Below are 25,899 nucleotides of genomic sequence, written 5' to 3'. Positions count from 1 at the left end.
GTTCCATCTTATCCTTCGTCCTATTAATACTATATATAATGTTGTAATACAGGTCAATAGCTTCTTCCATATTTTTTCCCATTTTACCATATATTTCTACAGTTTTCTGAACTCATTAATGTCATGAATAATGATTTTAAAGCCCTTAATCACTCCGTCAAACATTCCTGCCTTGAATAAATTAATCAGGACCATACCAATGGGAATCCCGATTATCAGGCCAAGCACTCCTGACACCCGGTATCCGATAAACATAAATACCAGTGTGGCAAAGGGGCTGATACCGATACTGTCCCCCACCATCTTAGGCTGAAGCACCTGCTTGACTATGGTGCAGACCAGATAAATAATTACCAGCATTACTGCCTTAAAATAATTTCCCGTTAAAATTTCAATTAAGGCCCACGGCCATATAACAGCTCCGGTACCAAAGAAAGGAAGGAAATCGAGAAACGCGGTCAGCAGGGCTAAAAGGAAGGAATAATTGACCCTTAAAATCTCAAAGCCTGCAAACAGTATTACCGTGAGCACCAGCATTATCTTAAACTGTGCTTTAAAATACCCTCCCACTGCCATTTTAAAGTTGGAAACAATCAAATTATAGCTCTTAATAAAGGAGGCAGGTGTCAAACGGTGCACCGTAGCTGCAAGATTGTCCCTTTCTGCGATAAAGAAATAGGCGGACATAATGGTTACAATGGCATACAGGAGTAAATCCATAAGGTTCTTTGCGTAGTCTCCGGCATCACTGATGTTAAACTTGCTGCTGTCTGCCACGAATTTGGATGCTATGTCCGTTATATTGGTACCAAGCTCATCCAGCTTTACTGTAATGTTATCAGGAAGTATCTCGTATATCTTTGAAAGCTTCTGGGAAATGGTCTGAAACTGTGCCTCCAATCCCTTATAAATATTGGGGAAATCCTGTACCAGGTTGCTGACTTCATTTACCAAAACACTGATTAAGGCATACAATGCTCCCACAACGGCGGCTATTACCAATACAATGATTATGGCAGAGCTGTGCTTTCGCAGTATCTTAACCTTCTTTTCAAGAAATCTGACAAGTGGATTTGCTATGACAGATACGATAAATCCTATTACAAAGGGCATAAAAAAACTTAGCAGCTTCGGTACAATAAAAATAACCGCAAGTACTGCAAGAACGAACAGCAGTACGTTAACAAGAATCTTGATATAAATCAAAAATTTTTTCATTTAGTCAACTCCAATAGTTTAAATATTCTCATTGGCATGAAATTAATAGTTCTATATTGCTATGTACATTTTCTTCTAACACTGATGCATACATATTGCACTTTTCAATTATACTATAGTTTATTATTTATACTATAATTATACCTGTTTTCTTTTATCTGTAAATATTATTTCGCAAATTAAGGCGGTGAATTGGAAAAAACTTCATAACAGGCTCACAGAACAAAGTCCTGATTGAGGAATTTACTCTCTAAAAACTGAGATAAATCGCTAAAGTCCGGCTATTGGGTCAAATGAAATGTTACCGGCTTCCTGGTTACAAAGAACCATGGTTATTATTCCGCATTTTCCCGTAACTATTACTGTTGCAGCAAAAAAGAAGCTTTCTGTCTTCCAACATAAAAAGGAAAACGGAAAGCTTCTTTTATTCATTCATCTTTCAAAGCTATTATTTCTGCTCTTGCTGCTTTAACACCATACTGATATGCTTTTTGTACCGGATAAACTCATCACTTACCAGAAAATCTTCCCCCCTGGGTTTTCTGGCATCCACCGCCAGTTCCTCCGTTATATGCCCGGGCTTTCCCGTCATAATATAAATTCTGTCAGAGAGAAGAATTGCCTCGTCAATGTCATGGGTAATAAAGAGGGTGGACAGCTTAATGTTCTCCATGACCATAAGATACCACTGATGCAGATTGCTTTTTGTTATGGTATCAAGGGCACTGAAGGGTTCATCCAGAAGGGCGACCTGATCGGAAAACAAATAGGTCCTGAGAAGAGCCGCCCTTTGCCTCATTCCTCCTGAAAGCTGCTTCGGATACTTATTTTCAGTGCCGGAAAGCCCAAATTCCTCAAAGTAAGAGGAAGCCGTCTGCCTTGCCTCCTTTTTCTTTTTCCCCTTTATGACCAGGGGCAGGGCTACATTATCAACGATGGTCTTAAAGGGAAGCAGCATATCCTTTTGCAGCATATAGCTAAGCTTGCCTGTCTTACCTGTGATATCCTCATCGTCCATGGCTATGGTGCCGGAATCAGGTACCAGAAGGCCTGAGAGTACATTAAAGAGGGTAGTCTTTCCCACTCCGCTTGCTCCAAGGAGGCTTACGATTTCTCCTTTATGAAGTACGATGGATATATCTTCAATTATCTTATTTCCGCCATAGCTTACACTGATATTATTTGCTGTTAATCTGTCCATGCCTTCCCTTTCCCTTAAGCTTTATTCTGCCAGATAGTCATTGGAAAATCCGGTGCCGGAGGGTATTTCTTTCTCTATCAGCTTATTATCATAAAGCCATTTATAGAAGGAGTCCCATCTGTCCTGATCTATATAGCCCCATCTGGTAACCTCTGCCTTATACTGGTCTGCCAGCCATTTCTGACTTTCCTTTACCATCTTCGGATCCAGCTCCGGTACTGCCTTTACTAAGATATCTGCTGCTTTATCAGGCTCTGCAATGGCATATTCGTAGCCTTTTTTTACTGCATTTAAGAATTTCTTTGCCGTATCGGGATTCTTTTTTAAGAAGCTGTTATTAGCTATGATAACCGGACTGTAATAATCCAGTTCTTTACCGTAATCAGCAAAATTCAAATAATTGGTGTCAAGTCCTGCCACCTTTGTAGCAATGCCGTCCCAGGCATAATATATCCATACCGTGTCAATGTTCGTCTTAAGAGCTGTCACAACATTTGTTACTGTATTGGGTATCAGCTTGATTTTACTAAAATCACCGCCGTCATCTTCCACAATCTTCTTGATAATGGCAAGCTCTATGGGCGAATTCCAGGTAGCGTAGGAATGTCCCTCCATCTTCTTTGGTGAATCAATGCCAAGCTTCTTAAGGGAAACGATACCGGAGGTATTATGCTGGATGATTGCCGCAACAGCCGTTACCGGCATAGGATCATCCGTTGCAAAGGCAGGAGCAAGGGTATCCTGAAAGGATATGCCAAATTCAGCTCCGCCAGCTCCAATAAGTGATGTGGTGCTTCCTTCCGGTGGCTGCATGATTTCAACATCAAGACCCTCGTCCTTAAAATACCCTAAATCCTTTGCAACATAAAGCCCCGTATGATTGGTATTGGGCGTCCAGTCAAGTACGATCCTGACCTTTTCCAGACTTCCGCCCTTATCCTTACTGTCATTTTCCGCTGTTTCTTTACTGCCGTTTCCACAGGCCGTCAGTCCCCCAACTGCCAGTACCAGGCATAAAATAATTGCTATTGCTTTCTTTTTCATGAAACTCCTCCCTATAACTTATCAATATCATCATGCATCCCCCGGCTTGACCAGGATACCGCACTGCAATTTTCAAACTATACCCATGCCTTCCTCGTACACCGCAAGATTGGGCCGAGGATTTCGCAGGCACTAACACCCATGCCTTCCCAACGCGCCGCAAGATTGGGCCGAGGATTTCGCAGGCACATTCTTGTGTGTGAATTATGCTTTTCAATAATTCACACTAACCTCTTATACCCCTCAGTTCTTACCTTTTCTCTTTCCTCTCTGTCCCAGGGTGTTACCCACTTTTGCAGCAGCGTTACACCAAACATCAGTAAGAGGCTGATAAAAGAGATAAAAAATATAACGGCAAACATCTTGTCAAAGGAGTAGGATTTTATAACTCTTGTCATGTACACGCCAAGTCCGCTGAAGCCCCCCAGCCACTCTGCCACCACCGCGCCGATAATGGAGTAGGACACGGATATGCGGAGCCCGGAAAAGAAATGCGGTATGGAGCCCGGAAGCTTAATGTGAATAAAGCTTTGAAGCTTGGTTGCTCCCATGGCCTTTAACAGATTCAAGGCATCCTTGTCCACATTCCGAAAGCCGTCTAAAAGGCCGATGGTTATGGGAAAGAAAGAGGTAATGATAATTAATGTAACTTTAGGTAATATTCCATAACCCAGCCACAAGACCAGAAGCGGCGCTATGGCTACTGTCGGAATGGTCTGAGTTATGACCAGGACCGGATAAATTGCTTTATAAGCAAGCTCAAAACGGTCCATTACCACTGCCACGAAGAATCCAAGCAAGATTCCTGAAAATAATCCGAAAAAGGCTTCTGTCAGCGTCGTCCTGGCATGAAGCATCAAAAGCGGAAAGTCCCCTATAAAGGCCTTTACCACTTCTCCCGGAGATGGCAGCATAAATTTTGGTATTGCTCCGCCGGATGACAATACCTGCCAGATAAGTAAAATAGCAGCTATTGCAAAGACCGGAGAAATTCTATTGATGATGCTTTGTAACTTTTTTATCAATTGTCAATACACCACCCTCCGGTGCAAAGGTTATTTTCACATAGGATGCAACCTTGGGGCAGCCTGCTTTAACAGCGATATACTGGCAGTTCTTTACGATTTCCATAAGTTCCTCATATTCTCCCTCTATCGCTGTCTCACAGGGTCCTACGTAATATTTAAGGCCTGTGCTTTTTATGTAGTCTATTACCTCATCCACTATTCTTATTACTTCCTCATCACTGTCCACATGGGGCAGTACCTGTATTGCTACGCTTGCATTCATAATGCTCCTCCTTTTGGTATGGTTGATAAAAGAAAACCTCCCCGTCACCGGGAAGGTTGTATACTAGGCAAGGACTGCGCCGCAAAATTCTATACATCCCTACGCCGGCATTATCCGGATCAGGTATGAAGCAGCTCTCACTGCCTCAGGGTTTAAAACATTCTGGTAGTTTTCTCTCAGCCTGATTCATCAGGCACCCCTAGTTCATGGCAAGTGTAACATAGGCAGGTTTAATTTGTCAAGATAAAAGGAAAATTTTATTCGGCTAACACATGAAACCAAATATATGGATGCCCGGAGGACCAGGGGAGTGGTTTGGGCTTTGCTGTTCGAGAACCTTTATTCCACTAAAGCGGCAAAAAACGCAGCTGACAGTCAAAACAATGCCAAACTCACTGCGCTCAAACAATGGCTTTGTTTTTCCTAGCTGTGTTTCTTGCCGCTTAAGTGTCATAAAGAACCTCTCAATGCAAACTCCAAACCACTCCCCTGGTCCTCCGGGCATCCATATATTTGGTTTCATGGGATTGTCTTGATAATTTCATCCCCAACTCGCCCCTCCTGTCTCTATTGCACCGGTAAATTCTCCATGCTATAATAACCCTATCGCAGTTCTATTACTGGATTTACTGCTATAGAAAGGATTATAGATGAAAAAGCACAGTTTATACTTAGAATGTTACTCCGGTATCAGCGGTGATATGATGGTAGCTGCCCTGCTGGACCTTGGGGCTGACAGGGAAGTTTTGCTGAATGGCTTGAAAAGCCTTAAAGTTGATGGATATAGAATCGAAATTACCAGAAAGGCAAAGAACAGCATTGATGCCTGTGATTTTAATGTAATACTGGAAGAGGATAACCACGACCATGACATGAATTACCTTTTCGGACATGAAAAGCCTGTAAAGGAATCCGGGAAATCAACGGCAGGTTCTGTTCTCCCCCTTTCACAGGGAACCCCTTCCCTCCGGTTAAACACCTCCTACAAATTAAAGAGGCTCCATGGCAGCCGAAGCCAGGAAGCTGAACATAATCATGGTCATGCCCATGAAGATTTGCATAGTCATAATCATGCAGACGTGCACAACCACAGCCATAATGACTTGCACAGTCACAGCCATGAAGGCTTGCACAGCCACAGTCATGGTTCCAGCGGCAGCCTTCATTTTGGACATCACGAGCACAGAAATTTGCAGGATATCTACATGATTATCGATGGAGCAGCCATCGCTGAAAATGCCAAGAGCATAGCCAAAAGAATATTTTTTATCATTGCCGAAGCCGAATCAAAGGCTCATGGAAAGCCGGTTGAAGAGGTACATTTCCATGAGGTGGGTGCCACGGATTCCATTGTAGACATTACCGCGGCTGCCATTTGCCTGGATAACCTGGATATTAAAGAAGTCTATGTATCCGAGCTTTATGAGGGCAGAGGACAGATTACCTGCCAGCATGGCGTTCTTCCCATCCCGGTTCCGGCAGTAGTAAATATCTCCGCGAAATACGGCTTAAAGCTGCACCTGACACAGGTTAAGGGTGAGCTGGTGACTCCCACAGGCGCCGCCATTGTTGCTGCCATTAAGACAAAGGAACAGCTTCCCGCTGATTTTACAATCAGAGGAATCGGCCTTGGAACAGGAAAAAGAGAATATGAGCAGACCAGCTTTTTAAGAGCTATGTTAATTGAGGAAGCCCTGCCCGCTCTGCCGGATACCATTCCGGATACTGTCTGGGTCTTAGAAGCAAATGTAGATGACTGCTCCGGCGAAGCCCTCTCTGCCGCTATGGATATTTTATTAAAGAAGGGGGCCAGGGATGTATATTATACCCCCATCTTTATGAAAAAAAACAGGCCAGCGTACCTTTTAGGGGTCATATGCTCAGAAGAGGACATCTCTGCTATGGAGGAATTAATCTTTACCCACACCACCACCATAGGCATACGGAAGCAGGAAATGAAGCGTACCACTCTAAAGAGAAGCTTTAAGACCCTAATGACGCCTTATGGGGAAGCTACGGTAAAGGTATGCTCCTTTCAGGATAAGACCTTTTATTATCCTGAAAGTGACAGTATCCGGAGTCTTGCTGATAAATCAGGTCTTGACTACACCACCCTTTACAGCCTGGTTCAGACACTGGCAGGGGAGGCTTCAGCTGTATAGGAAGCTTTCCTCTTATTCCTTGCAGAGCCTGTTAATCTGAGTAGCCATATAGCCGGCTCCAAAACCGTTATCAATATTAACTACTGCTAACCCTTCCGCACAGGAATTCAGCATCGTTAAAAGTGCCGATACCCCTCCAAAGCTTGTTCCATAGCCGACGGAGGTGGGAACGGCAATTACAGGCTTGTCTACAAGGCCTGCAAGAACACCGCCAAGAGCTCCTTCCATTCCGGCAACTGCTACGATACAGTTTGCTTTCTGTATATCCTCAAGCTTGGAAAACAGCCTGTGAATTCCGGCAACGCCTACATCATAGATACGGATTACATTGCTGCCGAAGAATTCTGCCGTTCTGGCTGCTTCCTCTGCTACGAAAAGGTCGGCCGTACCCCCTGTACAAATGGCTACCAGTCCTTTCTTCTCCTGCTTCTCCTTTTCAATTGACAGTATTCTGGATAAGGGGTCATAGGTCACACAATCTATTACCTTTCTTACTTCCTCATACTGCTCCTGGCTTGCCCTGGTACCAAGTACATTGGTATCGTGCATATAAAATCTGCGGTAGATTTCCGTTAAATGCTCCATGCTTTTTCCCTGGCAGAACACTACTTCTCCAAAACCGCTACGAAAATGCCTGTGATGGTCGAGCTTGGCAAAGTCCAGCTCTTCATAGGGAAGATTCTTTAAAACCTCTGCCGCATCCTCCAGCTGCATCTCGCCTGATTTTACCTGTTCTAAAAATTTGTAAACGTCCATAATACACCTCATTTGCTATTATATTTTTTGATACAAACCTGACACTTCAGTAATGTTCCCGTATTGCTATATACGCATCTTAGCTTGCGGCTGCAGTCAGCCATAAACCTGCCAGGTGAAAGAAACCAGTAAGCAGCTCCTTTCACACTTAACAGCTTTTGTAAAAGCTTTCCGATCAATCTGGCACCGTTAATTAATCCAATACTGGAACTTTCAATCATGCCAACTATGGAATAAAGTAACTAAAAAGATTTACATTAGGAGGCTGGCATGAATAAAAAACTTTTTACCCTGATAATCTCGGCACTAATGGCGGCACTGACCTGCATTGCTACTATGATAATTCATATTCCGACACCTGCTTTGGGCTATATCCACTTTGGAGACGGCATGGTTCTTCTCAGCGGTATCCTTCTGGGTCCGGTTTACGGAAGCCTTGCTGCCGGAATCGGTTCCATGCTTGCGGATGTCTTTTCCGGCTACATGGGTTTTGCACCGGCAACCCTTATTATTAAAGCATTGGCAGCCTTTGCCGGCGGCAGTATCTATCATTTGATTATGAAGCATTCCTTCCGTAAAGGCGAAAGAATACTTGGTTCTATTCTTGGCGGACTTGGGGGAGGAGCCATTGTAGTATCGGGCTATTATATCTTCTCAGCCTTCATTCTGGGTATGGGCCCTCTGGCAGCCTTAGTGGATATTCCTTTTAATCTGGTTCAGACTGCTTTTGGAATAATCGGCGCTACCCTGCTGCTGCCCGTAATGGATAAGGTTCCGACGATAAAAGAACGGCTTAATCCACGATATTAATACTATTTTCAAATTAATATCATATCACAATCACAGTAATCTTACAATCTCAGCAGCTATTCAGTTTCATAGTAAACATTTAGTTAATGAAAAGGGGACGAAGACTAGACGATTAGTTTGGAGTTTGCTGTTCGAGAACCTTTATTCCACTAAAGCTGCAAAAAACACAGCTGACAGTCAAAACAGCGCCAAACTCGCTTTCGCTCAAACAATGGCGCTGTTTTTCCTAGCTGTGTTTCTTGCAGCTTAAGTGTCATAAAGAACCTCTCAATGCAAACTCCAAACTAATCGTCTAGTCTTCTGGGTATTAATAATATGGTTTTATGTGTTTGCCTCGCTATCCATTCGCGTCATTATCTGCCTTCCAGTAATGACAGGTCCTTGATTGCCTTAGAGACTGCATTCCCTTATTGCTTTTCTACTCCAATAAGTTTCCCATTTTTATCATAGACCGTGTGTACGACCATTTCTCCGCCGCCTGCGGATTGAAAGGTGAAAACTCCGCCATCCTGTTCTTTATCCACAAAGGTTTTTACCAGCTGGCCCTTATAGTAAACATTGCCACTACTGCTGCCATCCAATTCCCTGTACTCAATTCCATACTCTTTATACCTGGCAAACTTCTGCGCGAATGTTTCTCCGCCTGATGAGTTTCCTGAAGTACTGGTTACTGCTTCTGAAGTTCTTTCCAAATCAGCCAGATTTCTTTTATTAAATTCATCCTGGCTGTATTTTTCAATTCCTGTCAGTTTACCGAAAGGATCTATGCTTCCGTCACCATTATCAGTACTCATGCGTGTGGTATGGACATCCACCGTACCCTCTTTATTCAGATATTCGTAGCGGACAGCTGCCGTACTATCACCTAAATCAGTACCATCCCAAAAATATCTGACAAGTTCCTTTTTATAATACATTTTGCCCTTCTTATCGAAGGAAATTCCATAGGAGCGGTATTGTGCCAATAATTCCTGATCGGTTTGATTTGATAAAGAATCCGAGCTGGTCGAAGAAACTGCCGTACCGGTTTCCGGCTCAAAGGAACCGGCCATTACAGCCCCATTGGGCAATTCAATTTCCTTTGTGTATTGATACCCCTGTTTCATACGCTCAAGCTGCTTTTGCCATATGGCATACAAATCGTCTACATCCTGCTGCGTCCAGGAGCGCCACTGATTCGATTCAGAATCATAGAACTTCTGTCTGCCATCATTAACTAACTTCTGATAAACCTCTTTTTCCTGCTCCATCCACTTTTCAAATTCATCGATTTTCCAGAATTCAAGCTTCTCTGCAACATCCGGATTTTTTTCTTTGTACTCCGCCTCTGTCATCCAGGAAGCTCCGCCATTATCACTGTAAGTATAATTTTTCCCGTCCAAAGTTCCAGCCATAAACACACTATTCTTTGTAGTGTCCGCATTTTTAGCCAGGGAGCCTGTAGTAAAAATAACCGTTATGCCGAGGACCAAACCACAAGCTAACAGTATTCCCCCAAGGGAAGTTTTTTTCATTTTCATAATTGAGGTAATCCTTTCTTCCATCGCATTTTTGCTGAAATTGTTCACAAATGGGGTATGACAGCTTTTCTTTTCCTCCAATCCAATCAGGATCAGGGCATAGACTGATTTCATAGCTTCCCCCACTGTCTTCACAACCGTTTCGTCACAGGAAAGCTCAATATCCCGGTTTGCCATTACATACATAAGCCATACAAAAGGATTGAACCAATGTAAACATAAAGCTGCTGCCATCAAAAGCTTCAGAAGGGTGTCAAAGTACCGTATATGGGTAAACTCATGAATCAGAATATAGCGAAGCTGAGTTTCATCGGCCCAGTCTGTTTTCTTTGGCAGGAGCACAATGGGCCGGAATATTCCATAGGTAAGAGGGGCAGCTATCTTATCCGACTGCCGAATCTGAACGCTTCGCCTTATCTGATGTTCCAGCTGCCAGTGCTTCACGAACTCATTGTCAACAGGAAGTGCCGTCTTATACTCTCTCCTGCACCGAAGATGGGTTATAAGGAAGAATAACGCGCAGGCTAATAACCCAGCCAGCCATAGAATTAAAAAATACGGTATTCTTATCTCTCCCTTTTCCGATAAAGCTGACACTGTATTTACCGCTGCCGTACCACTATAGGTAACAGGTGTACCGTTTAGTGGTAAATTTGTATCATAGGCCCGGCTTTTAAGTATATCTGCGGCTCCATAGATGCTAAATTGTGACGGAATGGAAAAAGGAAGCAGCAGACGGCACAAGACCACTCCCCACAAAATAAGAAAGGTTCTTTTGGGCAGCTTATGCAGCAGCAGTCCCCGGATTATTGCAATGACCAGAATAAGGACCGCACCCGAAAAGCTCATTTTTAACAAACTCATTGCCGCCTCCTCATTCCAGGGTGTTGACAAGCTGTTTCAGCCTTTCTATTTCTTCCGACGATAAATTTTTTCGCCCTATAATAGAAGCAACAAGCAGGTCGGCAGCACCGTCATACATTTTATTGATAAGTTCCGTTGTTTCAAGTTCTCTGGCCTGTTCAATGGTTACAAGGGGATGGCACAGGAAATTCGGTTCCATGCGCTCAATGGCTCCTTTGTCGATACACCTCTTAATTAAGGTATAGGTAGTGGTCTTATTCCATCCGACCTGCTCTTTCAGGATTTCTGCTATTTTCTTGGCTGTGGTATCTCCGTTTTTCCAAAGAACATCCATTATCTTTAGTTCGGAATCAAATAATTTAATCTGCATCGTAAACCTCCTTTTTGATTTTACTCCAGTAGAATGATTATATTTTACTCCAGTAGAACGAATCTGTCAATAGTTTCCTGGCAATGGGACAAGAATCAGGACTAAAAAACAGGAATAGTCAACTCTTCTGTTATACTCTGTCGTTTAAATACGATTTCCAATTATTGTAATTCAATTTTGTACATGTTATAATTGGAAAGATTTAGAAAGTCAGGAACTACGAGGGAGTATTCCTACATAAATCAGGTAAATGATGCACGTAAGCTTAAACTGTTCCTTCTTTTAAATCAGTATCCTTCTCTCAAATGATAAGACTGGCTGTGTTTAACATCATGAAACCTATCAATATTTTAAGAAAGAGGGATGTAAATGAGAAAAAAAGTCACAGCGGTAGCTACAGCTCTTGTGCTGGCAGTAACCTCCACCCTGGTTAATCCTTTTGCTTATCCGGCTGCTGCAAAAGCGGATATTGCTTCTGGTATTTCCATAAACGGAGGCAGTCTCACAGCGGACAGCACAGACAGAGGCAGTAAAAAACCCTGCACGATACCGGGCGGCCTTAAGGGGTATGACAGCGGTACCGGCAGCACTTCAGCCAGAAATAAGCTTGTAACTGTAATTGTAGAATTAGAGGGAGCTCCTCTTTTGGAACAGTTTATTGACAGCAATACCCTAATGCGTTCCAATACCTATAGCAGCTTCGATGAATTCAGTAAATCGGCCCAGGCGGACATGATTACTTCCGAGCTGAAAAAGCAGCAGGATAGAATTATCAGCCAAATCTCCAATAAAAAAACATTTGGTACCTCTCCGGTGTTAAATGCCGCACCAGAGGTTCTGTACCATTATACCAATGTAATGAACGGCTTTGCCATCAGGATTAATTATGGTGCTATTGCATCCATCCGGAAAATAAAAGGTGTGAAAACCGCCTATGAGGCCCCGGTCTATAATAAGATAGATCCCGTTATGGACTCCAGTACCAATACCATAGGAGCCAGCACCCTCTGGGACCTGGATTACAAGGGCCAGAGCACGGCAGTTGCTATAATTGATACCGGGCTTGATGTTACACATCCGGGCTTTCAGACTATGCCGGCAAGCCCCAAATATTCCAATGCCTCCTCCCTTCAGGCAAGGCTTACTACCTCCAGTCTGGAGTCCGGTATTACAGATGCTTCCAAGACCTTTGTCAACACCAAAGTACCCTATGCCTATGATTATGCGGACAAGGACGAAAATGTCATACCAAGCCCTGAATCTGTATTAAAGAATAAAAATGAACACGGCACCCATGTGGCCGGTACTGTGGCAGCGCCGGAAGGAGATTCTGATAATATCACAGGTGTCGCTCCCGAAGCCCAGTTAATGATAATGAAGGTTTTCAGTGACACTATCGGTAATACCGGTGCTTCTACCGAAAATATTCTGGCTGCTATTGAAGACGCTGTTGTACTGGGCGCAGATGTTATCAATATGAGCCTTGGCTCTTCCAGCGGTTTTACCGATGAGGGGGACGCCTCTATTTCAGATGTATATGCCCGTGTAGAAAATGCCGGAATTACTATGGCAGTATCGGCAGGCAACAGCTACAGCAGCACCTATGGGAATGGTTTAAAGGACTTAACGCCAAATGGCCTTGCCCTGTCCTCCAATCCCGATACCTCTGTGGTCGGCTCTCCTTCCACCTATATCACACCCCTTTCCGTTGCCAGCGTAGTCAATACCAGCTACCATGCCTTTTACTTTGAAACGGAAGGGACCAAAATAACCTATGGCGAATCAGCGGAAGGCGACCAGCCCCTATTCTCCTCCCTGTCAGCGGTTTCCGGCGGAGCCATCGGATATGTAACCGTACCCGGTACCGGAAAGAATGAGGATTATGCAGGAATCGATGTAGCCGGAAAAATAGCTCTGGTAAGCCGCGGCGGTCTTTCCTTTAATGATAAGCTTATTTATGCCAGGAACCACGGGGCCATTGCTATTATCATCAGCAACAATACAACCGGCTCCCTCAATATGGCAATCACCGACTATGATATACCTGCTGTCGCCATTACACAGGAGGACGGTAATTTTCTTCGCAGTGCGGCAAAAAAAATAATTAAGATATCAGGAGATACGGGAGTATTCCCTGACAGCCATGGCAATACCCCTTCTGATTTTTCCTCCTGGGGCATTACCCCTGACTTAAAGCTGAAGCCGGAAATTGCAGCTCCCGGTGAGAATATCTATTCCACCCTTCCGGGCGGTAAATATGGCTCTATGAGCGGTACTTCCATGGCTTCTCCCCATATAGCAGGCGCCTATGCCCTCATGAAACAGTATCTGAATGAGAAAACAGAACATTTCCTGACCTCCCCTGAAAAGGCGGTTATCGCTACCGATTTGCTTATGAGTACGGCAGTCCCTTCCCGCACCAGCCAGAACGTTCCCTTTTCTCCCAGAAAGCAGGGCAGTGGTATTGTAAATGTTTATAATGCCGTAAATGCCGGTGCTTATTTGTACACAGAGAAAGAAGACGGAGCAAACGGAAGGCCCAAGCTGAACTTAGGTGATGACGCTTCAAAAGCGGGAGTTTATACAAAATCCTTCCATATCAGAAGCATCACCGGTTCCGCAATCTCCTATGTTCCGAAAGCTGCCGTATTGTCAGAAGCAATGGAAGAGGCGAACGGACTGAAAGTAATTGATGAAACTGCTGCCGATATCAGTGACTATGCAGATGTTTCCTTTACGGTCAACGGCACCTCTGTCGTATCCGGCAGTGCTATCAAATTAGATTCAGAAGCTGATTTGACCGTTGATGTTACCATCACGCTGAAGGATGAAATCAAACAGCACCTGGATGCAGCCTTTGAAAATGGTGCCTTTATCGACGGATATCTTACCCTGGTATCCGATGGTGTGGATTTATCCATTCCCTTTATGGGCTTTTATGGTGACTGGACAAAGGCACCGCTTTTTGATTCCGGCTCTGCAGCCGACCTTAAGGGCTACCAGCAGGACATCCATGCTCTCTATTCCCAGACCCCGGAGGGCTATGCTTATCTGGGTGTGAATCCCTTTGACAGTAACGCCTATTCTTTAATCGGCAAATATACTCCCTATCTGTACGAAGCTTTATATCAGATGTATGCCCCCTGTGCTGATACCGATAAGATAGCCATCTCACCAAACGGAGACGGATATTTTGACAGTCTTGACACCACCGCTTTGAGCCTTCTTCGCAATGCCAGGACCTTGCATTACCAGCTGACCGATGAAAAGGGAAATACCCTTATGTCAGACCAGCTGAATTACCTCACCAAAACCCAGTACATATCCAGTGAAAAGGCAATTGTTCCTACCTATCTGACATTGCTTTATAAAGGCCTGGATGCTAAGGGAGCTCCCCTGCCTAATAACTCTGTTGTTACCTTAACAGTAAACGGAGAATTGGACTACTCCGCCCATGAACAGAATAACGCCGGAAGCCAGCTGGTATTTCCTATTACCATTGACACTGAAAAGCCAGCCCTGACTGCCGCCAGGTCCACGGAGGATTCCCTTCTCCTGTCCGTAAAGGATAACCAGTATGTAGCAGCTGCTATCTTATACAATAAAGCCAATGAGGAAAACCCTCTCGGAGTATTTTTAGTAGATGAAGATACCAAGGGAAAAGAATCCGATATCCGTCTTGACAAAAAAGCGCTTTCTCTAACCGGAGTTCCTTTATCCGACCTTACGGTTACCCTGTATGATTATGCCATGAACAGCAGGAGCTATGACCTTGGCGCTCACGTGGTAACTCCTACCCCAAGCATTACGGATACGCCTGCTCCGTCAGTGACTGTTTCTCCGACTCCAGGTGGAACCGGCACACCCACTCCCTCTGTGACTGCTTCTCCGTCACCAAGCGTTACGAGCTCACCCACTCCGTCGGTATCCGCTTCTCCTTCTCCAAGCGGAACTGCTGCACCGACTCCTGTCGTGACAACCCCGCCCGGACCAACTGCCACGGCCGCACCAACACCAACTGCTACAGCTGCACCAACTGCCACAGTTACACCAACGCCGACTGTGACACCTGCCCCTGACTACTCCAAAGCTGCCAGGGTAACAATAAGCCATAATAAGCTGTATCCCAAAGAAACGGCTGCCATAAGCGTGAAGCTGCCCGGCAAAGTAACCGATAAGGATACCGTTCGCATCTCCTACAGTTCCTCCGACACAGCAGTAGCATCCGTTACCTCCCTGGGAAATGTAAATGCCATAGCACCCGGCACAGCAGCCATTAAGGTAAAAGTTACCGTTAACAATAATTCCTCGACCTACGGTATCAAGCTTACCGTGAAGAAACCTTATATCAGCTTTACAAAGAAGACTTCTGTCTTAAAAGCAGGAAAATCCTTTACTTTTAAAGCAAAAGCCTATGGCATACAAGAGGCAGTGACCTATTCCCTGTCAGACACCAGTATTGCTGTAATCGATGAAAAAAGCGGAAAGCTAAAAGCCCAAAAGCCCGGCATAGTCTATATTACTGCCAAAGCAGATAACTATAGCAGAAGGTATAAATTGACCATTAGATAAATTAGCCTTTAAATAAATAAAGCTGTAATCAAAAAACAGTAATCGTAATCTATGAAAGGGAAGGTGTCATAAAAGTCTCCTGATTCTATGAACATACCGGATATTGAAATCTGAAATTCTTAATTTCATATCCTGTATCTCATAGCTGGGCAAAATGACTTTTAAGGCACCTTCTAATTTTATTCATCGATTCATGTATCATAAGCTAATCTCAGCCTTTATTTATGTATATTTGGGGTATAAAAATGTAAGGTCGTGACTTTCACGGAGCTGAGTGCTTTTTTATACCCCAAATATACATTCAATAACTAGACCTTCTGACACCCAAATCAACTTTTCCTTTTAAAATCCGTACCGTTAAAATCCATACAAAATTCAAAATCCATGCCCAAACCCTTGACATCGAGTTAACTCTATATCTTATAATAAACCTGCAAGCCATTTAAAACCTCTGCATAATAAAAATGCATAACCATTATAAACTATTATTAACGCTGTAACGAAAGGAGCAAACAGAATGAAGAATCTCACAGATACTTATGTACTGAATAATGGAGTAAAAATCCCCTGCATCGGCTTTGGAACCTGGCAGACACCGGAAGGTGAGGTTGCCTATGAATCCGTAAAAGCCGCCTTGGAATGTGGCTACAGGCATATTGATACGGCAGCCATGTATGGAAATGAAGCCAGTGTAGGCCGTGCCGTAAAGGAATCCGGCATAAAAAGGGAAGATATCTTTATTACCAGCAAGCTTGGCAACACCCAGCACGGATACGAGGATACCAAAGAAGCCTTTTTACAGACTCTTGCTAATCTTGGAACAGACTATCTGGATTTATATCTGATACATTGGCCTAACCCAATTAAATACAGGAACTCCTGGCAAGACGCAAATGCAGGAAGCTGGAAGGCTATGGAGGAGTTCTATGAGCAGGGAAAGGTAAGTGCCTTAGGTATCAGCAATTTCCTGCCCCATCATATTGATGCCTTATTGGAAACTGCCAAAATAAAGCCAGCCATAAATCAGATCCGCTTATGCCCCGGTCTGACCCAGGAGGAGGTATCGGCTTACTGCCTAGAGCATGACATCTTGCTGGAAGCCTACAGCCCCCTTGGTACCGGAAAGCTCTTTACCGTTGAGAAAATGCAGGAGCTGGCAGCAAAATACGGCAAAACCATTGCACAGGTGGGCATACGCTGGAGCCTTCAGATGGGTTACCTTCCCCTTCCCAAGTCCGTTACTCCTTCCCGTATCAAGGAGAACACAGAGATCTTTGATTTTACCCTCACCGAAGAGGATGCAGCCGTAATCGCCGGGCTGACCGAGTGCTGCGGCGGTGTGGCCGATCCGGATCTTACGAACTTCTGAATTCTTTGCCGGAACGATTGACAGGTTATTCCTGTTTTCTTATAATGAATTTATGATAACATGATATTCACTTTGAGCTGTTACAGAGTTAATAATGCTATTCTGTAACAGCTCTTTTATTTGAAAAGCTGAATAAGATTACCAAGAACTACATAGAAAGGAAACTATCATGAAAGTAAAATCAAGTACTTACTTACAACAGGTGAAACCTCTCCTGAAGGAACTTTTAGACAGCCTTCTTAAGAAGTATCGCTATGTATCTATTCTGGCATCCGATTCCAAAGCAATGATCTATAGTGTATCCAAGCGCGGAACTGTGGTCTCGGAAGAACCCTTACTTAGTGGAAGAGGCTTTGTAGCAAAGATCTATGACGGTACCAGCTACGGAGAATATTCATTTAACAATATCACAAAAGAGCTGCTGCCTGAAATTCTTCGCAAAATAGAAGACAGCCTTATCCCTTTAAAAAATACCTTGCCGGCAGGAATCGATATTATCTCCTATGATGAACTGAAGGATGAGGCTCTCACCTTTCACGAGAGCACACAATACCAGGAAAGCCTGACCGATATGGGAAGTGAAAAAATCATCTCCCAGCTAACCTCCCTCAGCGAGGAAGGAAGAGATTACAATTCTTCTATCCTTGACTGCTCCTCCGGACTTCGGTTCCAGGAGTACCATAAGCTCTTTCTCTCAAAGGGCAAGGATCTGGAACAGGATGTCTTATGGACAACAGGTACCCTTATGGTCATGGTGTCAAAGGGGGAAGAAATCAAGTATTATTTTAAGGGCTATTCCAACCTTGGCGGCAGTGAGATATTAAAGGACATGAAGGAAGGTCTTAAGGAAACAGCCGATTGTGCACTTGCCCTGCTGGATTCCGAGCCCATCATCCCCGGAGAATATGACTGCATCTGCCCTCCCGAGGTTACCGGTATGATTGTCCATGAAGCCTTTGGCCATGGTGTGGAAATGGATATGTTTGTTAAGAAGCGCGCTCTTGCTGAAAAATATATCGGAGAATATGTGGCCTCCCCTCTTATAACCATGCATGACGGCGGTATTGCCGCAGAGGAAACCGCTACCTATTTCTTTGATGATGAAGGTATTCCTGCCAAGGATACGGTCATCATCGAAAAAGGTATTCTAAAAAGAGGAATAAGCGACAGCCAGAGTGCCATGTACCTTGGCACGGAGCCTACCGGAAACGGAAGAAGGCAAAGCTATGAAAGAAAGGCCTATACCCGTATGACCAACACCTTTTTTGAGGGCGGCCATGACAAGGTAGAAGATATGATTGCTTCCATTCAATACGGATTTCTTTTAGACAATCCAAGCAGCGGTATGGAGGACCCGAAGAACTGGGGCATCCAGTGCATGGTAAACGTTGCGAGAGAAATAAAGGACGGTAAACTGACCGGTAAAATCTTTTCTCCCATTGTACTCACCGGCTATGTTCCCGACCTGCTAAAGTCAATCACTATGGTTTCCGAAGAAAAGGAGCTGGGCGGCGGAGGCTTCTGCGGCAAGGGCTATAAGGAGTGGGTCAAAGTATCCGACGGCGGCCCTTATATTAAAGCTAAGATCCGTTTAGGCTAAGCTGTAATAAAACCAATTACATATAGAAAGGAAGTAACACTGTGCTTGATAAAATAATAAGTGCCTTACAGAAAAACAACATAGGGCATTATCTGATAAAGGAAGAAATAACGGAAAGCGTAGAGCTGTTTTTTATCCGCAGAAGGCTGGACATAAGAAGAGAAAAGAGTGTTCATGACTATTCCCTGACTGTTTACCGTGACTTTGAAAAAGACGGCAAGAAAATGCGCGGCTCCTCCGCTATCGGCATCTATAACGGCATGACCGCGGAAGAGATTGAAGAAGCCATAAAGGAAGCCAATTATGCCGCCTCCTTTGTATGCAATCCCTATTATGAGCTGCCAAAGGGCAGGAAGGAAGACTTCATACCTTCTGCTTCCAAATTAGCCTCCCTGTCTCTTGCGGAAAGTGCCATGTTAATGACGGAAGCTCTCTTTGCAGAGGATAAAGGAGAGGATGTATACTTAAACTCCGCAGAAATGTTCCTGGAGAAATCCAATGTTCATGTGCTGAATTCGGAAGGGATTGATATCAGCTATGATAAATACACTGCCAAGGGTGAATTCGTAGCCCAGTGCCCCGCACCCCAGGACGTGGAGACCTATCAGAGCTTCCATTACACCGAGCCGGATACGAAAGCCTTAAAAGAAAAGGTGAAATACACCCTGGAAACCACAAAGGCAAGAGCCGCTGCCGAGACAGCACCAAAGAGCGGAGAATACAAGGTCATTATCTCCGGTCCTTTTGTCAGCACAATATTTGACTACTATCTGGAGCGTTCCTCTGCTTCCCTTATCTACCCCGGATATTCCAATTTCACCAAGGGCAGTAAGGTACAGGGAGAAAAAGTGACCGGTGACCTCCTTACCATGGAGCTGATTGCCAATGAGCCTTACAGTGCCGAGGGCATCAAGCTGATAGACCGCCCCCTGGTAACTGCCGGGGAATTAGAGACGATTCACGGAAACAGCCGCTTTTCCTACTATCTGAATACAGAGCCTACGGGTATCTACTCCCAGATAAAGGTCCAGGGCGGAAGCAAAAGCTTTGGAGAAATGAAGAGCGGAAAATACCTGCATGTAGTGAATTTCTCCGATTTCCAGATGGACAGCTTTTCAGGCCACTTCGGCGGTGAAATCCGTCTTGCCTTCCTTTGCGACGGAGAAACGGTTACTCCCGTAACCGGAGGCTCCATTAATGGCAGCATTTTAGATACACAGGGAAATCTGACTTTATCAAAAGAGCTTCAAAAGGAAGAAGGCTATGAAGGCCCTTTCGCTATCGCTTTTGAAAAAGTGAATGTAGCCGGTATATAAATAAACTATAATTAAGAACCTGAAAGAGAGTATATATTTATTTCTTCTCTCAATCAGGTTCTTATTCATTGATATCTTGTTAAATTTCTTCTTTACTATTCATTCAGGGGGATACAGATGGAATCAACAGTTAAAATAGGTATTATCGGTGATTATGATGGGCGGCCGTCCCATTTAGCAACAGAGGAAGCTTTAAAACACAGTGCCAGAAAGTTTAATATAACCATGGAATATGAATGGCTGCCTACAGCCACCTTTGATGACAGCCAGCAGGCCCTGGAGAAATTTAACGGACTATGGTGTTCTCCCGGAAGTCCATACAAAAGTATGAACGGAGCCATTAACGCCATCCGGTTTGCCAGGGAAAATAATTACCCTTTCCTCGGGACCTGCGGCGGCTTCCAGCACGCAGTAATTGAATACGGCAGGAATGTACTGCAAATTGATACTTTAAAAGATATTCATTATAATCCCTATGAAAATACCGATTACATTACGGCACTGTCCTGCTCCCTTATCGGAGAAACAAGGCGCATTACTATCGATGAAACGTCAAAATTATATGGTATATATGGCAGTTCTGAAATTGTAGAAAAATATAATTGCAGCTTTGGACTGAACAAGGACTTTGAATATTTATTGCACAAAAATGGGTTTCGGGTCGTGGGAACTGATGAAAACAGGGAAGCACGCTTAATGACTATAGAAAATAACACCTTTTTTGTTGCTTCCCTGTTCCAGCCCCAATTAAGCTCAACTTATGAAATTCCGCATCCGCTGATAAATGAATACTTAGATTCAGCAAGGAATTTTAATAATTCCCGGAATTAATTCTCAATATTAGTTACAGTATTAGTTTCAGCATTAAAGGAAGAGAGTTCTGATATCTTTCAACTCTCTTCCTTCAATATTCGTCTGCGCAATATACTTTTTTGTGTCAATTCTTATTACATAATATTCTTTTAGAGCTTGATCATACTACATAAGCTCCCATCATATTTCTCACAGCTTCGGAATCTTCTTCACCTTAAGGACCTTTCTGTCATAGGTCATCAGGCCGTTAATTTCCTCCTCCACATCGGACAGCTGTGTAAAGACTGCTGCTGAAAGTCCCATCTCGATAAGAGCGGGCATTTCTTTCTTGTACAGCTTAAACACTGCCTTCTCCAGGTCTTCTCTTTTGCGGTAAATCTTATAGCCATAGATATTCTTAGAAAACATGTGTCCCGTGGCAGGACAGGCAAAGCCTGCAAATTCCGACAGGACGACGGCCCTCTTTTCCGTGACAATGTGCAGCTTTCTGAAATAATTGTGGATACTCTTAAAATCTCCGCCCTTTTGGTCAAACCATCCGCTGGCCTGGTCTATCAGTCTGGTATTGTCCATGGTCTTTATCAGGCGGACGGCTTCTTCCGAATCAAACTGCCCCCAGCCTTCATTAAAGGGGACCCATACAACTATACTTGGAGAATTATACAAATGCTCTATGGTTCCGCTCAGGTCTTCCTTCCACTCCTGCCTGCCCTTCTCATTTCTTCTTGAAAAGAAGGGATACCAGTTGTCCTTTATCCGCTCCGCCACTCTTGGGAAGAAATTCGGCAGATATCCAAGGAACAGCATATTATAGCTGGTACCTCCGTTTACCATATCCTGCCACACCAGCATGCCAAGCCTGTCACAATGGTAATACCACCGTAAGGGTTCCACCTTTATATGCTTTCTCAGCATATTAAAGCCCAGCTTCTTCATTGTCAGGATATCGTATATCATTGCCTCATCACTTGGCGCAGTATAGAGCCCATCCGGCCAGTAGCCCTGATCTAATACCCCGTTATGAAAATATACTTTGCCATTCAGAAAGATTCTTGGAACTCCTTTTTCATCCTTTTTTACTTCGACCTTTCTCATGGCAAAATAGCTCTCTACCCTGTCTTCGCCAACTCCAACCGTAAGCCCGTAAAGGTGGGGATTTTCAGGGCTCCAGGGAATGAAATCAGGCATTGGAATAAGGAGCTTATTTCCGCTGTCTTCGTTACTCAGGATAAGCCGCTCCTGATCTGTAACCTGTATCCAGACGGGCACCTCCGGTCCCTCCTTCTGATTGTTCATGGTTATCTCCAGCTGAACCATGGACTCCTCATACAAGGGAGTAATTCTAATATTTTCAATATAATAATCCGGCACCCATTCCATCCAGACACTCTGCCAAATGCCGCTTTGGGCTGTGTAAAACATGCCCCCTCTTAAAAGCTTTTGCTTTCCCCTGCTATGATAGGAAGTATCGCTGGAATCCCGCACCATAACAAGAATTTCATTCTTCCCCTTTACCAGCAGGTCCGTAATGTCCAATGAAAAAGGCAGATAACCGCCCATATGGCTTCCAGCCTTTTTTCTGTTAACAAAAACTCTTGCATACTGGTCAACTGCTCCAAAGTGAAGAATCAGCCGGCTGTCTGCCTTTATTTCCTTCACTCTGATTCTTCTTTCATACCACAGATAATCCTTTGGCATTACCTGCCTTTCCACACCTGACAAGGCGCTCTCCGGCGAAAAAGGAACCAGTATTCTGCCATCATAATGATTTGGAAGCTTCCGCTCCTTTGTAATTGCATAATTCCATAGGCCGTTTAAAGGAATATAGCTGTCTCTTTTTAACTGAGGCCTGGGATACTCCGTCAGAACCTTATTCTCCTTAAGCTCCTCTCCCCATTTTGTATAAAGCTGGTTCGTGGAAGCCTTTTTGCTCTTAATTAAAAACATCTTAAAATAATCATTTATCATTATTTAACCCTCTCAACAGCAAGCTTAGAACACAGGTTAAGAAATATTATCCATAACTATGTTAAATACAGTATACTACTTAAAAGCCCTCCTGTATATTCCCATGTACCTTTTGTCCTTCATTTTCTGCATCTGTTTTATAGTATACACCTGTTAAAAAGAAATAAACTCCTTTGAGAAAATCACGGCAAATGCATGAGACCAAATAATGGGCAAAATCACGGCAAACGCATGAAGGATAATTATGGAAGCTTCCGATGAGTTTGGCTTACATTTAAAAATTTTCCTGTTCAGGGTTCTAAATTCCACTAAACCGGCAGCGGTTGTTCCTGGCAGCAGAAAGGATACCAAACTCGCTGAAATACGCTCAAACAATGGTATCCTTTCTGCTAGGAACAACTGCTGCCAGTTAAGTGTCATTAAGAACCCTTCAATGGAAAATTCTTAAATGTAAGCCAAACTCATCTGGTTAATTACAATTAATTCCTTCATGTGTTTGCCGTGTTGGCAAAATAGCTTGTTCTTTCCTTTTTCAGCCAACTATGATAATATGTATAAAATAATCTGCCAATGCACAAAAGCGGGAAAGAGGTTAATATGAGAAGAAAAGACAGAGAAATAATTGATATCAATGAGATCCTATCCATTGTAAGAAAATGCGACACCTGCAGAATTGCGCTCTTTGACAAGGAATATCCTTATATTGTGCCCATGAGTTTTGGCTGTAATTATGATACCGGCAAGCTGGAGCTGTATTTTCACTGTGCCCTTGAGGGATTAAAGCTTGACCTTATTAAAAATAATAATCATGCTGCTTTTGAAATGGACTGCTCCCACAAGCTGGTAACGGGAGAGTCGGCCTGTGAATACACCATGGAGTTTGAGAGCGTCTGCGGACAGGGACTTATCGAAATCTTAAAAGCAGAAGAAAAGAGAGATGCCCTGACATTTTTAATGAAGCAGTATTCGGATGCCGATTCCTTTCAATTTCAGGACAGGATTCTGGATAAAATAACTATATTTAAATTAAACGTCCAAAGCATTACCGGAAAAAGATTAATAAAAAAATAATGAAAAAGCATATCAGCTCCATGTCTTTCCTATCATCAACAGCTTCAGGAAAGGCACGGGGCTGATTCAACGTTTCTGTAAATAATACAAAGGCAGCAAGCCTTAGTAAGAAAATGTCCCTTTCAGTATTCATTTGCAGGTGAATACCTTTAGCAAAGCATAAAATTAGCAACACCAATGTTCTTTAGCGTAACCTTAGGTTTACAGCAGGTACGCATTTTCGAATTTTCCACCGGGCAAACCTCAAGAACATAGCAGCCATCATAAGGAACTTCAAATTTAAAGCATCCATAACGGCAAATAGTCTCACAGTAAAGAAGATTCTTATAATCATTGCATACTGAGAAAAGTTTAACTTCCCACTCATGAGGCATCTTGCAGTCGCATCCCCATACACAGCCAAATATAATTCCTGGTGTTATAAGGCAGGGTTTTGGGGTCGGGCATTCCGGGCATTCTACAGGCTCTGGTATCGGTACAGGTACCGGAATCGGCACAGGGAACGGAATGATTTCCGGTTCTGCTACCGGGCATTCCGGACAAGTCGGGCATGTGGGACAGGTAGGACAGGTCGGACAAGTCGGGCATGTGGGACAGGTAGGACAGGTCGGGCAAACCGGGCATGTTATAGCAGGCAAGGGCTGAGGCGGTGGTGTCGGTCTTGGTGCCGGCGGTGTCGGCCTGGGAACCGGTACGGGCTGTATCGGCGGTGTTGGTCTGGGCGCCGGCTGTACTGGCGGTGTCGGCCTGGGGGCTGGCTGTACCGGCGGTGTCGGTACCGGCTGTGGTGCTGGCGGGGGAACCGGCTGCGGCACGGGCTGCGGTATTGGCTGTGGTACTGGCTGAGGCTGTACGGCACCACATACCACACCTCCTACAAAAGGACTCAGATGGAATTCAAAACCACTGTTCGCGCTAACAGCAAAGCTTCCCAGAGCAACACTTCCGGTTACGTGGCCTCCGGTCTGATGCCCGTGAAACATTGCCTGAGGTGCTAAAATACTTCCCCATATATCGGAGGGCTGTTCCATATGGATGTGCTGGGCATCCTCAAATAAATACAACGTACGGTTTGCCTTACTTCTTTCACCCATAACACCATATTGCAGATGTGCATGCTCCCCGGATTTAATGCGTACAATAACAAGGCTGCCCTCGGGTACTTCTGCCCTGAGGCCCTTGTTAATAATACCATTAGGTCTTGCGTCAATATCAAATATATTCTGGACAGGATCATTTCCCCTTAATATCCATTCATGGTAATTATCTATAATCGTTCCGTTAGCAGGCAGTCCTTCAATACATCTCTTAAAGTTTTCCACACTTTCCTTTGCATCTCGGAAGAAACCCGCTACATCTGCTTGAATTCTGCTAGCCGGTATAAAACGAGGTACATCATAGCTGGATATAAGATAATGGTCCCCTTTATCAGAAGGCTCCCAATACCTGCTGCCACCATTTGCCTGGTAGAGATAAGCAAGCTCCTGTTTCTGGTTTGCCATACCGTCTTTTCCAATCATGTAAGTACTTCCTTTGGCAACCTGGAAGCCTCCGTTGCCCACAACATGGCCAACAACCACAAGGGGCCCCACAAAAGTAGTATTTCCTCCTACCATAAAACGAACCAAATCCGGAGAATAGCCTATCTCCACCTTACCGTTTTCACTTTCGAATCCAACACTTAAGCCCCTGGGACTGTAAAAATTTCCTCCGACAGCCATGGCACCTTCTACATCCACGATATTATTGGCATCGCCAAAAATAATCGTATTAAAGCCTGATGCCATACCAAAAGGATTACCTTCTATATCGTACCATCTGATATCATCATAGGGTAGACCAATGCCTGATATGGGCCCATTGTAGTAATACTCATTATTCATAAATTCTCCCGTATATTACCTTGCACTGTATACATATTCTCCATTCATTTTATTCTGCTGCAAGATATATGT

Annotated in this window: 19 protein-coding genes; 8 read left to right on the top strand and 11 right to left on the bottom strand. The window is 44.0% G+C overall.

Going from position 1 to position 25,899, the window contains the following annotated elements:
• Nucleotides 1-96: 96 nt before the first annotated feature.
• From ytvI to BUB77_RS10325, 5 genes are all read right to left on the bottom strand, one after another.
• Complete coding sequence (ytvI, locus tag BUB77_RS10345) at nucleotides 97-1,218, bottom strand: sporulation integral membrane protein YtvI (protein ID WP_073275512.1); 1,122 nt, start codon at nucleotides 1,216-1,218, stop codon at nucleotides 97-99.
• 448 nt (nucleotides 1,219-1,666) lie between these two features.
• Entirely contained in the window at nucleotides 1,667-2,419 is a 753-nt protein-coding gene (locus BUB77_RS10340) for an ABC transporter ATP-binding protein (RefSeq protein ID WP_073275510.1), read from the bottom strand.
• Nucleotides 2,420-2,440: 21 nt separating this feature from the next.
• Nucleotides 2,441-3,463, bottom strand: coding sequence for an ABC transporter substrate-binding protein (locus tag BUB77_RS10335; protein ID WP_073275508.1), 1,023 nt, complete (start codon nucleotides 3,461-3,463; stop codon nucleotides 2,441-2,443).
• Nucleotides 3,464-3,684: 221 nt separating this feature from the next.
• Entirely contained in the window at nucleotides 3,685-4,488 is an 804-nt protein-coding gene (locus tag BUB77_RS10330; RefSeq protein ID WP_073275506.1) for an ABC transporter permease, read from the bottom strand.
• Entirely contained in the window at nucleotides 4,457-4,753 is a 297-nt protein-coding gene (locus tag BUB77_RS10325) for a thiamine-binding protein (protein ID WP_073275504.1), read from the bottom strand. Before BUB77_RS10325 ends, BUB77_RS10330 begins: the two co-directional genes overlap by 32 nt.
• A 650-nt stretch (nucleotides 4,754-5,403) precedes the next feature.
• On the opposite strand from BUB77_RS10325, the gene larC reads away from it, so the two are divergent.
• Nucleotides 5,404-6,915 (top strand): nickel pincer cofactor biosynthesis protein LarC, encoded by a 1,512-nt coding sequence (gene larC, locus BUB77_RS10315; RefSeq protein WP_073275500.1) that lies wholly within the window; start codon nucleotides 5,404-5,406, stop codon nucleotides 6,913-6,915.
• 12 nt (nucleotides 6,916-6,927) lie between these two features.
• Here the strand turns inward: larC and larB are convergent, their stop codons facing one another.
• Nucleotides 6,928-7,671 carry a nickel pincer cofactor biosynthesis protein LarB gene (gene larB / locus BUB77_RS10310; protein WP_073275498.1) on the bottom strand — a complete coding sequence of 248 codons (744 nt, stop codon included), beginning with the start codon at nucleotides 7,669-7,671 and terminating at the stop codon, nucleotides 6,928-6,930.
• Between the two features lie 270 nt (nucleotides 7,672-7,941).
• Between larB and BUB77_RS10305 the strand changes: the two genes are divergently transcribed.
• A complete protein-coding gene (locus BUB77_RS10305) occupies nucleotides 7,942-8,481 on the top strand; it encodes an ECF transporter S component (protein WP_073275496.1) in 540 nt (179 codons plus the stop codon).
• 407 nt (nucleotides 8,482-8,888) lie between these two features.
• Here BUB77_RS10305 and BUB77_RS10300 read toward each other — a convergent pair whose 3' ends face one another.
• A complete protein-coding gene (locus BUB77_RS10300; RefSeq protein ID WP_073275494.1) occupies nucleotides 8,889-10,865 on the bottom strand; it encodes a M56 family metallopeptidase in 1,977 nt (658 codons plus the stop codon).
• 10 nt (nucleotides 10,866-10,875) lie between these two features.
• Complete coding sequence (locus BUB77_RS10295; RefSeq protein WP_073275492.1) at nucleotides 10,876-11,235, bottom strand: BlaI/MecI/CopY family transcriptional regulator; 360 nt, start codon at nucleotides 11,233-11,235, stop codon at nucleotides 10,876-10,878.
• A gap of 369 nt (nucleotides 11,236-11,604) precedes the next feature.
• Between BUB77_RS10295 and BUB77_RS30675 the strand changes: the two genes are divergently transcribed.
• From BUB77_RS30675 to BUB77_RS10260, 5 genes are all read left to right on the top strand, one after another.
• Nucleotides 11,605-15,807, top strand: a complete 4,203-nt coding sequence (locus tag BUB77_RS30675) for a S8 family serine peptidase (protein WP_084124090.1) — start codon at nucleotides 11,605-11,607, stop codon at nucleotides 15,805-15,807.
• 517 nt (nucleotides 15,808-16,324) lie between these two features.
• Nucleotides 16,325-17,176, top strand: coding sequence for an aldo/keto reductase (locus BUB77_RS10275; protein WP_073275490.1), 852 nt, complete (start codon nucleotides 16,325-16,327; stop codon nucleotides 17,174-17,176).
• Nucleotides 17,177-17,345: 169 nt separating this feature from the next.
• Complete coding sequence (locus BUB77_RS10270) at nucleotides 17,346-18,776, top strand: TldD/PmbA family protein (RefSeq protein WP_073275488.1); 1,431 nt, start codon at nucleotides 17,346-17,348, stop codon at nucleotides 18,774-18,776.
• A gap of 41 nt (nucleotides 18,777-18,817) precedes the next feature.
• Nucleotides 18,818-20,092: a metallopeptidase TldD-related protein gene (locus BUB77_RS10265; RefSeq protein WP_073275486.1), complete on the top strand. Its 1,275-nt coding sequence runs from the start codon at nucleotides 18,818-18,820 to the stop codon at nucleotides 20,090-20,092.
• 117 nt (nucleotides 20,093-20,209) lie between these two features.
• Nucleotides 20,210-20,923 (top strand): CTP synthase C-terminal region-related (seleno)protein, encoded by a 714-nt coding sequence (locus BUB77_RS10260; protein ID WP_073275484.1) that lies wholly within the window; start codon nucleotides 20,210-20,212, stop codon nucleotides 20,921-20,923.
• Nucleotides 20,924-21,094: 171 nt separating this feature from the next.
• On the opposite strand, the gene BUB77_RS10255 is transcribed toward BUB77_RS10260, so the two are convergent.
• A complete protein-coding gene (locus BUB77_RS10255; protein WP_073275483.1) occupies nucleotides 21,095-22,873 on the bottom strand; it encodes a glycoside hydrolase family 2 protein in 1,779 nt (592 codons plus the stop codon).
• A gap of 153 nt (nucleotides 22,874-23,026) precedes the next feature.
• Complete coding sequence (locus BUB77_RS29405; protein ID WP_139241150.1) at nucleotides 23,027-23,293, bottom strand: hypothetical protein; 267 nt, start codon at nucleotides 23,291-23,293, stop codon at nucleotides 23,027-23,029.
• Between the two features lie 177 nt (nucleotides 23,294-23,470).
• Here BUB77_RS29405 and BUB77_RS10245 point away from each other — a divergent pair, with 177 nt between their 5' ends.
• On the top strand, nucleotides 23,471-23,944 hold the full coding sequence (locus BUB77_RS10245) for a pyridoxamine 5'-phosphate oxidase family protein (RefSeq protein ID WP_073275479.1): 474 nt from the start codon (nucleotides 23,471-23,473) through the stop codon (nucleotides 23,942-23,944).
• 149 nt (nucleotides 23,945-24,093) lie between these two features.
• Here the strand turns inward: BUB77_RS10245 and BUB77_RS10240 are convergent, their stop codons facing one another.
• Nucleotides 24,094-25,827 (bottom strand): collagen-binding domain-containing protein, encoded by a 1,734-nt coding sequence (locus tag BUB77_RS10240; protein WP_073275477.1) that lies wholly within the window; start codon nucleotides 25,825-25,827, stop codon nucleotides 24,094-24,096.
• Between the last annotated feature and the right edge of the window lie 72 nt (nucleotides 25,828-25,899).

The organism is Anaerocolumna jejuensis DSM 15929 (genome assembly GCF_900142215.1).
In the GTDB taxonomy this organism is placed as follows: Bacteria; Bacillota; Clostridia; order Lachnospirales; family Lachnospiraceae; genus Anaerocolumna; species Anaerocolumna jejuensis.
This window is presented reverse-complemented; position numbering and strand designations above follow the sequence as displayed.